The organism is Microbacterium sp. Marseille-Q6648, assembly GCF_943181415.1.
GTDB lineage: Bacteria > Actinomycetota > Actinomycetes > Actinomycetales > Microbacteriaceae > Microbacterium.
Window position 1 is genome coordinate 301,901 of sequence record NZ_CALPBZ010000005.1, and the last position, 11,808, is coordinate 313,708.

9 protein-coding genes and 1 tRNA gene are annotated in these 11,808 nt (G+C 70.1%); 5 read left to right on the plus strand and 5 right to left on the minus strand.

What is annotated here, in order from left to right; translation table 11 throughout:
• Positions 1-80: 80 nt before the first annotated feature.
• The 4 genes from NFR93_RS13545 to NFR93_RS13560 form a co-directional block, all read right to left on the minus strand.
• On the minus strand, positions 81-3,602 hold the full coding sequence (locus NFR93_RS13545; protein ID WP_251454203.1) for a DEAD/DEAH box helicase: 3,522 nt from the start codon (positions 3,600-3,602) through the stop codon (positions 81-83).
• A gap of 81 nt (positions 3,603-3,683) precedes the next feature.
• Positions 3,684-3,774: transfer RNA gene (locus NFR93_RS13550), tRNA-Ser, on the minus strand.
• Between the two features lie 57 nt (positions 3,775-3,831).
• Positions 3,832-4,287, minus strand: coding sequence for a pyridoxamine 5'-phosphate oxidase family protein (locus NFR93_RS13555; protein WP_251454206.1), 456 nt, complete (start codon positions 4,285-4,287; stop codon positions 3,832-3,834).
• Entirely contained in the window at positions 4,287-5,039 is a 753-nt protein-coding gene (locus NFR93_RS13560; protein WP_251454209.1) for an SDR family NAD(P)-dependent oxidoreductase, read from the minus strand. Before NFR93_RS13560 ends, NFR93_RS13555 begins: the two co-directional genes overlap by 1 nt.
• A gap of 172 nt (positions 5,040-5,211) precedes the next feature.
• Between NFR93_RS13560 and NFR93_RS13565 the strand changes: the two genes are divergently transcribed.
• The 5 genes from NFR93_RS13565 to radA all read left to right on the plus strand — a co-directional run bounded on the left by NFR93_RS13565 (position 5,212) and on the right by radA (position 11,339).
• A complete protein-coding gene (locus tag NFR93_RS13565; protein WP_251454211.1) occupies positions 5,212-6,033 on the plus strand; it encodes a universal stress protein in 822 nt (273 codons plus the stop codon).
• 70 nt (positions 6,034-6,103) lie between these two features.
• On the plus strand, positions 6,104-7,744 hold the full coding sequence (locus tag NFR93_RS13570) for a sensor histidine kinase (protein ID WP_251454214.1): 1,641 nt from the start codon (positions 6,104-6,106) through the stop codon (positions 7,742-7,744).
• Positions 7,741-8,391 (plus strand): response regulator, encoded by a 651-nt coding sequence (locus NFR93_RS13575; RefSeq protein WP_251454216.1) that lies wholly within the window; start codon positions 7,741-7,743, stop codon positions 8,389-8,391. Before NFR93_RS13570 ends, NFR93_RS13575 begins: the two co-directional genes overlap by 4 nt.
• A gap of 111 nt (positions 8,392-8,502) precedes the next feature.
• The gene (locus NFR93_RS13580; RefSeq protein WP_251454218.1) at positions 8,503-9,456 is read left to right on the plus strand and encodes an L-lactate dehydrogenase; all 954 of its coding nucleotides are present in this window, start codon (positions 8,503-8,505) and stop codon (positions 9,454-9,456) included.
• Between the two features lie 515 nt (positions 9,457-9,971).
• Positions 9,972-11,339: a DNA repair protein RadA gene (gene radA, locus NFR93_RS13585; protein WP_251454220.1), complete on the plus strand. Its 1,368-nt coding sequence runs from the start codon at positions 9,972-9,974 to the stop codon at positions 11,337-11,339.
• Positions 11,340-11,398: 59 nt separating this feature from the next.
• Here radA and NFR93_RS13590 read toward each other — a convergent pair whose 3' ends face one another.
• Entirely contained in the window at positions 11,399-11,803 is a 405-nt protein-coding gene (locus tag NFR93_RS13590; RefSeq protein ID WP_251454222.1) for a dehydrogenase, read from the minus strand.
• Between the last annotated feature and the right edge of the window lie 5 nt (positions 11,804-11,808).

Here is an 11,808-nt window from a genome sequence, read left to right on the forward strand (position 1 = left end):
GCACTGGATACGGTGGCTTGAGATGGACGTGATCGGGGCGCACACGTCACCTCGGCAACCCATCTGGCCCACCGCGAGACTCACCGAGTTGCACGCCCGCCACCGATGAACTCGGCCATCCACGTGCACCGTGGTTCGGCCTTGGTCGGAGAGACCGCCTTCGGCTGCGTCACCGCCTCGATCTGCCTTGGTAGGGGCGTCGGGAACAACGGCTCGATCCGCCCGAGCTGCGCGTGACGGGGTGCAGCGAGCATCCACCGGTCGTTCAGCTGGACGAGCGCGAGCGGCTGCCCCTCCGAAGTCGCGATACCGACATCCACCTGGAGGGATGCGAGCAACGCGGCAAGCGTGACCTGGACCTCCGCCTCCGAGGCTTCCCGTGAGAGCAGCACCGACATCGGCGGGCGGAAGTCGGGACGGCTCGACTCCCGCAGCATGGCGCGGAGGTTCGCGCGCATCGCGACGATGATGGCAGCCGGTTCGCTGTGATGCTCGGCGAGTGCGCGACCAAGTGGCTGCAGGCGCGGGTCGGGGGCGATCATCGGCAGGATGTTCTCGCGCAATCGCTTACGTTCACCCATGAACAGCCGCCGCACGCCGCGCGCGTGCGCGAGGACAGCATGTGTCGCGGGGAGCTGGTCCAGCAGCGCCGCCGCTTCCTCGAGCGGGTCCGCGGGGCGCGCGGACTGGGGTACGTCGGCGACCAGACTGCCGTACCCGTAGTCGCCGTCGCGAGTGTAGAGAAAGATGTCCGCGGCGAGCGGGCCCGCGGACCGGGGCGGCAAGACGAGGTCGATCGGTCCTGCAGCGGGGCGCATCGATGTGATGGCCCGACTGGTTCCGGTGTTGCTAAGCGCCGTCACCCGTGCGTGACGGTTCGGGGTGCGGTAGGTGAGTTCGAGCTCGACCACCGGGTCGAGTGCGATGTCCGCACGGGACCCAATGAGGTCCCTAAATCCGTCCGGCGAGACGTCAACATCCCGCGGGCGCGCGTTGACGGTGTCTGGCGAGGTGAACCCAGCCGCCCGAGCCCGACGCCAGAGATCCTGCATTCGGTGCCGACGGTTCTGAGGGTCCAGCGTCCGCTCGAGCATCCACAGGAGTCGGCCAGCGCCGCGCTCGGGATGCGGCGAGAGGTGCCACCATGACAGGCGACGGGTGAGGTCACCCGCAATAGCCGGAGGCCAAGTCGCGGCATCTGCATAGCCGAGTGCAGCGACCCATGCGAAATATCGGGCCATGTCATCTACCGCCCTGCGGAACTCCGCCATTGAAACTCCGGCTGGGAGGCTGTCCCGCACTCGGGAGGGTTCGCGCAGCACGATCTGCGCGGCCGCCATGCAGACGCGAGCGCCGAACCACTCACCGGTGCGGGCGACGACGCGAGGGGACCAGGTGCGGAGCAGCTCGTTGACGTAGTCGGTGTACGTGCGCTCGTTGACGGGCCGCTCGCGGAGCGCGGTGACGGCGGTCGTGATCGCCTGCAGAACAAGTTCTTCAGCCTCGTCCGCGGTCGTGGGCATGGGGAGCTCGCCGAGCGTGCGGATCATCTCTCCGGCGGATTCGACATCGATCATCAGCCGCGAGGTCAGCGCACCGATCTCCGTCGGGGCGAGTTCACCGTCGATCTCCGACGCGAACCCGCGGCGCACCAGGGTATCCACGGCGTCGTCGATGTCGACCGATGAGCGGTTCTGCGCAAACGCAAGGGTCTGCTCGAACCACGACCTCGCGCTGGCACGGTCGACGACTGAGCCGAGCAACAGTTCGGCGAGGATGGCGTCGCCGGCTTGGGTGGCGATGCGACTGTTGGCGGCGTACCCGTCGGCGAGCTTTACTTTCCACGTTGTCTCGTCGGCGCGCGGAACGAGCATGAACCCGAAGCCCTCCGGTTCCTGCCCCGCCCGGCCGGCGCGGCCGAACATTTGCTGCGCCTGGCTCACCTCGAGCGGGCTCATCCCCAGCTCGAGGTCGCGGATCACGACGAACTTGGCGGGTGTGTTCACCCCGGTCGACAGGCCTGAAGTCGCGACCAGGACGCGAAGCTCGCGGGCACGGAACGCGTCGAGCGCGCGGCCTGCACGCGGAGCATCCCGGAAATGGATGCCGACGCCACGTCGAAAGCAGGACTCGACGAGCGTGTCGATCTCGACGTTCCGGAAAGGCACTCCCGCGGCGCGCGCCGCAGTGCGGAGAACAGCCGCCTTGCTGCCGCAGAACACGACGGCGCTGGATGTCCTGTCCCCTTGATGAGGTTCGTTCGAACTGCCGAGGTCCGACCCGATGAGGGTTCTCAGGAGCGGGACGACGACATCGTCCTTGGCGCTCTCGTATGCCTCCCGCTTGCCGTGGGTGGGAAGGTCGTACGGGATGAGCTGGGTGGTGAGTACAGTCGGTCGCCACGTCGAACGCACGAGGTCTGCGTGGAACCACGCGGCAAGTTCGTCCGCGTTCGACACCGTCGCTGATAGGGCGACAATGCGAGTCCGACCCTCCGCGACCCGCAGCCGGGCAATCAACGATTCCAGTGTGGCGCCGCGGGTGGGATCACCCACGAGGTGGACTTCGTCGATGATGAGGCACCCGATTCGCCCGATCACGTCCTTGAGCGAGGCCCGCCGGTAGAGAGCCTCGAACTTCTCGGTCGTTGCCACCCAGAGCTGGGCCTGCTTGACGGCGTCGCTGGACATGTTCGTCTCGCCGGTCAGCTCAATCGTCCGGATACCGTGGGCGCTCCACCGCCGTGGGATCTCCGCCACTTCCGCGGCGAGGGCGCGGGCGGGGAGTAGCCAGACCGCGGGCTTGCCTTCCCCGACGATCGACCGCAGCGCCGCGACCTCGCCGATGAGCGTCTTCCCGGAGCTTGTCGGCGCGACCACCATCACGTGCCCCGACGTTGACAGCACCACCGGCACCGCCTTCGACTGAAGGGGGTTCAGTCGGTCGAACTTGTCGAGGTACTTCTGTAGCGGTGGCGGAATCAGCGTGGCGGCCGGAGTCCACACCTCGTCGCCGGTGGCCGCCGCGGTCGCGTTGTCGATCAGCGTCGCGAACCCGGCCACGACGGCCTCCACCATGATCGGGTCGACGTGTCGGAATCCGGAGTTCTGGTTGCGGCCGATCTCGGTCGCCGTGAAGTTCATGGAATGCGTGACGACCACCTGGTCTGCAAGCACTTCCTTCTCGTGGATGTACCGCACCGGAACGACGGTGATCCCGGCATCCCGCAGTTCGCGTACAACCGCGTCATTCGATGCCTCCGGCCGGCAGAGCACGGTGACATCGACACCGCGTCGCTTTGACGAAAGCACCGCATCGAGCAGCCGTCGGGCGGTCGGTGAGGCGTCCCACCAAGGAATTTTCACCCAGACCCGAGCGCGAGCAGACGTGATCACATCGATAAGGGTCGCGAGTAGGTCCGATCCCTCACCGTAGTTCGACAGCCGTCGAGGCTCCCCGGCCGCACTCACCAACGCTCCCCCATCTCCGGCACAGAGTATCGGTGACCTCCGACCCCGCTCACCGCGGCAGCGCGGCAGCGCGGCGATGATGCGATCAAACCGGAGCGGAGCTTGGCCTGTGGGAAGAACGAATCTTCCCATTTTCTTCCCACGAGGGCTTTGCGGGCCAAAGCGAAAGCCCCGCGATCCCAGTGTTTACAAGGGATCGCGGGGCTTCGACGATGGCGGTGACGGTGGGATTTGAACCCACGGTAGGGGGTTACCCTACACAACTTTTCGAGAGTTGCACCTTCGGCCGCTCGGACACGTCACCGCCGACTAGTTTACGACACCACGACGGATGCCGCGAATCGCGGCCGTGGCGGCATCCTCACCCCTTCGCGGGATAGTCGGTGCGGAACCGCCGCCCGCTCACCGTGGACGGCTCGATGCAGACGAAGTCGTCTTTCGGCGTCGGAGACAGGGAGACGAGCTCTGCCACCCCGGATGCCTCGATCTCGTCGTCCCTGTCGAGCCGTCGCGCCGCGCCGCGGATCACGACGCTCCACCGCCACGGCGGGTCGCCGCCGTCGAACTCGACGGCCACGCGCGGCTCGGCGGTCATCTGCACGAGCTTCATTCCCGGGCCGGAGCGGAAGTAGACGTTCCGCTCGTGCACGAGCGTGTTCACGGGGAAGATGTCGGGTCCGCCATCGGCCCCGATCGCCGCGAGCCGGCCGATCCCCCGATCTCCGAGCAGGCCCCAGCAGTCCTCTTCTCGCAGGGTCTCGACACTGTGCGCGGCGAGCGCCTGACGTTCGGGGGCGGGCCCGATGGCGTCGTTCATCAGATCGCCGCCCATCCGCCGTCGACGGGGAGGATGGCTCCCGAGACGTTCGACGACTCGTCGCTGAGCAGCCATGTGACGGCGGCGGCGAGCTGGTCGGGCTGGGCGACGGGCGGGATGTTGCTCTTGAAGAGCGGGCCCAGCCGCTCCCCCGCCCACTGCGAATGGAAAGGCGCCTCGATGTTGGTCTGCACCGGTCCCGGCGCGACCGCGTTGCAGCGGATGCCCTTCGGCGTATAGAAGAAGGCGGTGCTGAGCGTGAACCCGTTCACGGCGTGCTTCGAGGTCGTATAGGGGGTGCCGGCGGCGGAGCCGCGCTGGCCGGCTTCCGAACTGACGTTCACGATCGACCCGCGGCCCTGCTCCAGCATCCGCGTCAGCACGGCTCGGGTGAGGGTCATCACCGCCGTGACATTGACGGCCATGACGCGCGCCCACGTCTCGTCGGTGATCTCGGCGGTCGGCTCGAAGCCGTCCATGATGCCGGCGTTGTTGACGAGCCCGTCGATGGTGGCGCCGGCGGCCGCGACCGCGCGGTCGACGACCGCGGGATCGGTGAGGTCGCCCGCGACGGGAATGACGGCGTCGCCCAGAGATGCGGCGAGCGCGTCGAGCCGCTCGGCCGAGATGTCGACGGCCACGACGCGGCCCCCTTCGGCGACGATCCGCTCGACGGTGGCGAGACCGATCCCCGAGCCGCCTCCGGTGACGATGACGGTGCGTCCTGCGAATCGGTCTGTGGCGACGTTCATGGCACGTCCTTTCTCCTCCCCCATCCCATCCCGCCCCGCGCAGGCCGCGCAGGGTCGAAGGTCCCGCTGTCCGGCCGGGACCTTAGGCCCTCACCGGCAGCCGACCGCCCGCGTAGCGTCGGATCACCGAAGCTCGACGCACGTCCACAGCCTCGACCCGGAAGGAGCAGTCATGACCCACATCGCCCTCGGCTACGACGGCAGCGACGCGGCACGCACCGCGCTGGACTGGGTCGCACTGCGCGCGGCACGCGAAGGCGCCCGCGTCGACCTCATCACCGTGACGAACATGGTGACGACGAACTACGAGCATGCCGACCGCGAGCTGCACCGCGCCGAGAAGCTGCTCCACGACCTGGCACCCGGCGTCCTGGTCGAGTCGCACCGCGTGGACGGCAAGATGCCGAACGCCCTCGTCGAAGACGCCCGCACGGCCGACCTGCTGGTCATCGGCATGCACCGGGCTCGTCCCGTCCGCGATGCCCTTCGGGGATGGATGCCGCAACGCCTCAGTGCGCGCGCTCATTCACCCGTGTGCCTGGTGCCCCAGGACTGGAGCGCGAACGACCAGCCGGTGACCGTGGGCGTCGACGACGACCCGTCATCGGACGAGGCGATCATGGTCGCCGCGGCGGAGGCTGCGGCATCCGGTGTTCCGCTTCGCATGGTGCACGCGTGGTCGATGCCGACGCCGACGCTCGAGGGCGCTGCGGCGCTGCTGGCCTCACCGCTGCAGGTGAAAGAGGGGCACCGCAAGATCCTGCGCGACGCGGTGCACCGCGTGCAGCGGTCGTACCCCGACCTCGACATCGAGGAGATGCTCGTGGCCGACAACCCGGCCGCCGCGCTCCTGCATCGCGCCGACGCGACCTCGCTGCTGGTGATCGGCACGCATCGGCGCGGTGTGCTCACCGGCGGCCTGCTCGGATCGGTGGCGCAGGATGTCCTCGGCCAGGTCGCGTGCCCGGTGATGATCGTCTCGAACGAGCGGTGACCGGCCGTCCCGGCATCCCCGTGGCGGCGTCGCCTCGCCTGGCTAGACTCGCGACAGACGGGAGGCGCCGATGGCCATCGCTGACGAAGCCGTGCCCCAGCGCAGGTTCGACGACCTGCTGCGCGCGAGCACGGCCGTCGTCGAGCACCTCGACCTCGAAGAGGTGCTCGGGCGCATCGTCGAGACGGCGATGTCGCTCGTCGACGCCCGCTACGGCGCGCTCGGGGTGCTCGGCGCAGACGGGATGCTGGAGCGCTTCATCCACCGCGGGATCGCGCCCGAGACCGCCCGCCGCGTCGGCGACCTTCCGCGCGGCCACGGCATCCTGGGCGCGGTGATCACCGCGCACGGGCCGGTGCGGCTTCCGCACCTGTCCGACGACCCTCGCTCGGTCGGATTCCCCGCGCATCATCCGCCGATGGATTCGTTCCTGGGTGTGCCGATCCGGGTGCGCGACGCCGTGTACGGCGACCTCTATCTCACGGATGCCGCGACCGGCGTGTTCACGGCGGATGACGAGGCGCTGATGGTGTCACTCGCCGCGACCGCGGGCGTGGCCATCGAGAACGCCCGCCTCTACGAGCAGGCGCGGACGCGCCAGCAGTGGAGCGCGGCGCTCGCCGACGTGATGGGCGCCCTGCTCGACATCGACAGCGACGACGCCCTCGACGTCATCGTGGAGCGTGTCGCACCGCTCGTGCAGGCGGACGTCGCGACGGTGTCGGTGCCCTCGGGCGACGATGAGCTGAAGATCCTCGCCGCGTGGGGCGCCGCGGCGGCGGGCCTGCGCGGGCGCTCACTGCCCCGGCACGGCACCCCGGGCGCGCGGGCGCTGGAGTCCGGACGCGCGGTGAGCATCCCCGAGCAGGCGGCCGGCCGGCTCTTCCCCGAGCAGCCGGCACTCGGGCCCACAGTGGCCGTGCCGCTCATGGCCGGACCCGAACCGCTCGGGGTGCTGAGCATCGCGCGGCGCCCGGGAGCCCGTCCCTTCACGGACGCCGAACTCGAGATGGCCTTCGTCTTCGCCGGCCAGGCGGGCGTCGCGATCGAGGTGGTCCGCGGGCGCGACGACCGACGCCGCATCGAGCTCGCGCAGGACCGCGCCCGCATCGCGCGCGACCTCCACGACCACGTCATCCAGCGTCTGTTCGGCGCCGGACTGTCGCTGCAGGCCATCGCCTCGTCGACGTCACCGGCGACGGCGGCCGCTCTGGGCGAGCAGATCGACACGCTCGACGACGCGATCAAAGAGATCCGCACCGTCATCTACGCCCTGGGCAGCGACACCTCGGCCGTCCGCGGCACGCGCGACCGGCTGCTGGCGGTGACGTCGGCGACGATGGCCGGACTCCCCTCGGCACCGCGCCTGCGGTTCTCGGGCCCGGTCGACAGCCTCGTCTCGGCCGATCTCGCCGATGACCTCGCCGCCGTGCTGCGCGAGTGCCTCACGAACATCGTCAAGCATGCCGACGCGCGCGTCGTCGACGCCGCCGTCATGGTCGACGACGAGCGGGTCACGCTCACCGTCACCGACGACGGGCGCGGCATGCCCCCCGGCGCCGTGCACCGCGGGCTGGCCAACCTCGCCGAGCGGGCGCGGCTGCGCGGCGGCGAGTGCCGCATCGACTCCCCTCGCACCGAACCGGGGGCGGATGCCGGCACCGCCGTCACCTGGTCCGTCCCCCTCCCCGACGAAGAGGTGTCCGCATGACCCGCGTGTTCCTGGTCGACGACCACGAGATCGTCCGCCGCGGCATCGCCCAGCTGATCGATGCCTCGCCCGATCTGGAAGTCGCCGGCGAGGCGGCGTCGGTCAGCGAAGCCCTCCGCCGCATCGAGGCCGTCGCCCCCGATGTCGCGGTGCTGGACGTGCGACTTCCCGACGGAGACGGCATCGACCTCTGCCGCGAGGTCAGGTCGCGGCATCCGCACATCGCGTGCCTCATCCTCACGGCCTACGACGACGACGCGGCCCTGCGCACCGCGGCCCTGGCCGGCGCGAGCGGGTACGTGCTGAAGGACGTCCGCAGCGGACAGCTGCTCGACGCCATCCGCGCCGCCGCGGCAGGAAAGACCGTGCAGTCGTCCCGCTCGCTGCGCGCAGCGGCACAATCGCTCGTCCCGCGCACCCCCGAGCCAGCCGCCGGTGTGCACGACGACGCGGGCCTGTCGTACCGCGAGCGGCAGGTGCTCGACCTGATTGCCGAGGGGATGACGAACCGCGAGATCGGCGAACGCCTCGGGCTGGCCGAGAAGACGGTCAAGAACTACGTCAGCGGATTGCTGTCGAAGCTCGGCATGGAACGGCGCACCCAGGCCGCCGTCTACGGCGCCGAGCACCGCCACGACCCCCGCTGAGCCAGGAGGCCGGTCTGATCGAGGTCGGGCTCGACCTCTTGCTGCTGGGGGTGCTGCGCACGAATCGGATGCCGCTCGGCGAGCACTCGCGCGCCCTGGCAGACTGAGCGCATGACCGTCATCGAGAACTCGAAAGTCACCGTCGTCGGAGCCGGCAGCGTCGGCTCGAGCGTCGCGTACGCCGCGCTCATCCGGGGCTCGGCCCGCCACGTCGCCCTCTACGACATCGCCACGCAGAAGGTCGACGCCGAGGTGCTCGACCTCGCGCACGGCACGCAGTTCACCGGGTCGAGCGACATCATCGGCGGCAGCGACATCTCGGTGGTCGAGGGCTCGCACGTCGTGGTCATCACCGCCGGGGCGAAGCAGAACCCGGGCCAGACCCGCACCGAGCTCGCCGGAGTGAACGCCGGCATCATGCGGAAGATGATGCCGCAGCTGCTCGAGGCGGCTCCGAACGCGATCTACGTCGTCGTCACCAACCCGTGCGACGTACTGACCGTGCTGGCGCAGGAGGAGACCGGCCTGCCGCCCGAGCGGATCTTCGCGTCCGGCACCGTGCTCGACACGTCGCGTCTGCGGTGGAAGCTCGGCGAGCGCGCCGGCGTCTCGACCTCGAGCGTCCACGCGTACATCGTCGGCGAGCACGGCGACACCGAGTTCCCGCTGTGGTCGCACGCGACGATCGGCACCGTGCCGATCCTCGACTGGGTCACCCCGAAGGGCGACCGCATGACGGTCGAAGAGCTGGACCAGATCGCCGTGGATGTGCGGGATGCCGCGTACAAGGTCATCCAGGGCAAGGGTGCGACCAACTACGCCATCGGGCTCTCCAGCGCGCGCATCGTCGAGGCGATCCTCGGCGACCAGAACGCGGTGCTCCCGGTCTCGCCGGTCCTTCACAACTATCACGGCGTCGACGGGGTCGCACTGTCGGTCCCCTCCATCGTCAACGCCAAGGGCGCCCACCCGATCGGCCAGACCACGTTCTCCGAACAGGAGCTCGCGCTGCTGCACCGCTCGGCCGACGCCCTGCGCGACGTCGCGGCCTCGCTGCGGGGCTGACCCCGCGCGGACGGCGCGTCGCGGCATCCTGCCCTGCCTTTGGCCCTCCGGCGTCCGGATCACGTGATCTGGTCGGCTGGACGGACGAGCGCCCGCCCAGATCACGTGGTCTCACCGAGGGCACCCACCCCGTGCGCTGACAACGGGTGCGCTCGGCGACAACACGTGATCCGGACGCCACGCCCCGCCGTCGGGTGCGGCGACACGTGACGTGGGCGACAGCTCACCACCGGGCTCGTCCAGATCACGTGGTCTGGACGGCTGGACGGACGAGCGCCCGCCCAGATCACGTGGTCTCACCGAGCGCACCCGTCCCGTGCGCTCACAACGGGTGCGCTCGGCGATAACACGTGATCCGCACGCCACGCCCCGCCGTCGGGTGCCACAACACGTCATCTGGAACGGCTAGCGACGCATGCGAGCGCGCCACATCACGTCATCCGGGCAAGATCCGGGCCCATGACGCAGCCAGGTCGGATGCCGGGGTGTCGGGTGGCGCGCCTACGCTGGAGCGCATGGCATCCAAACGCGCGTCGACGACGGCGCCGTACCGCTGCACGGAGTGCGGCTGGACGACGATCAAGTGGGTCGGGCGCTGCGGCGAGTGCCAGCAGTGGGGAACGGTCGTCGAGGCGGCCGAGCCCACAGGTCTCCTGCGGGCGGTGACGCCGGTCGCACCCGGCGCGGGCCGCGCGGCACGGCCGATCACGAGCATCGACACCGCCGACGCCCCGCGGCGCACCAGCGGCGTCGGCGAGTTCGACCGCGTGCTCGGCGGCGGTGTGGTGCCGGGGGCGGCGATCCTGCTCTCGGGCGAACCCGGCGTCGGCAAGTCGACCCTGCTGCTCGAGGTCGCGGCGCAGTCCGCGAAGGCCGGGCGTCGCGTGCTCTACGCCAGCGCCGAGGAGTCCACCGCGCAGGTGCGACTGCGGGCCGAGCGCACCGGCGCCCTGCACGACGAGCTCTATCTCGCGAGCGAGACCGACCTCGCCACGATCCTCGGCCATGTCGACGAAGTCGCTCCCGAGCTGTTGATCGTGGACTCGGTGCAGACCGTCGCCTCGTCGCTGTCGGACGGCATGGCCGGACACCCCTCGCAGGTGCGCGAAGTCGCCTCGACACTCATCCGCGTCGCGAAGGAGCGCGGCCTTCCGGTGATCATCGTCGGCCACGTGACGAAGGACGGCTCCATCGCGGGCCCCCGCATCCTCGAGCACCTCGTCGACGTCGTCTGCCACTTCGAAGGCGACCGGCAGACGTCGCTGCGGTTCGTCCGCGCCCTCAAGAACCGCTTCGGCCCGACGGACGAAGTCGGATGCTTCGACATGACCGGCGCGGGGATCGCCGAGGTGCCCGACCCGAGTGCTCTGTTCCTCGGACACGGCGTCGCCGAGCCCGGCACGTGTGTGGCCATCGCGCTCGAGGGGCGCCGGGCGATGCCGGTGGAGGTGCAGGCGCTCACCATCAAGACGACGGCTCCCAACCCGCGTCGCATCGTCAACGGCGTGGACTCCGCCCGCGTTGCGATGGTGCTCGCCGTCCTCGAGAAGAAGGCCGGCGTCGTCACGAGCGATCAGGACGTCTACGTCTCGACGGTCGGCGGCGTGCGGTTCACCGAGCCCGCCGCCGATCTGGCGATCGCGGTCGCCGTCGCCGGGGCCGTGCGCAACTCCGCCACTCCCCGCACCCTCGCCGCGGTCGGTGAGCTGAGCCTGGCTGGAGAGGTGCGCCCGGTGACCCAGGCCGCACAGCGGCGCACCGAGGCCGCGCGCCTCGGCTACACCGACGTCATCGACAACCGTTCGAGCACGCTCCGCGGAGCGCTCGAGGACGTGCGCACACGGTTGCGGCCCGGCCGCGACGAGCACATCCCCGACTTCTGACCCGGCCGGGGCACGCCGGGCCCGCCCGGCCGAGGCCCACCCGGTGGCGACAGCCCGGATCAGGCGTCGAGCGCGGCGATCAGGTCGGTGGGTGTCGCCTGCAGCGGATGCGGGCCGGCGATGTCGAAGAAGACCGTGGTGATCTCGGACTCATGCGCGCCGAGGAACGCCCGCAGCCATGCCGGCGACTGCAGCGCGACGCCGGGCGGAAGCGTGGCGGGCTTGTGCGCGGCATCGCTGAAGAGCAGCAGCGCGATGTCGCCGGTCTTCGGATCGCGGTAGGTCCACACCTCGCCGACGTCGAGCGGGTTGTCGCGCTGACCGGGCCGCATGAGGGGCACGACGGTCGGCCCGTGGCGCAGGGCAAACGCGACGGCGGCCATGTCCTGGGTCTGCAGCGCGTCACTCAGCTGGGTGTTGCGGAACTCGAGCTGTTCCTTCTTCGCGCGCTTCTTTCCGGCCATCCGTC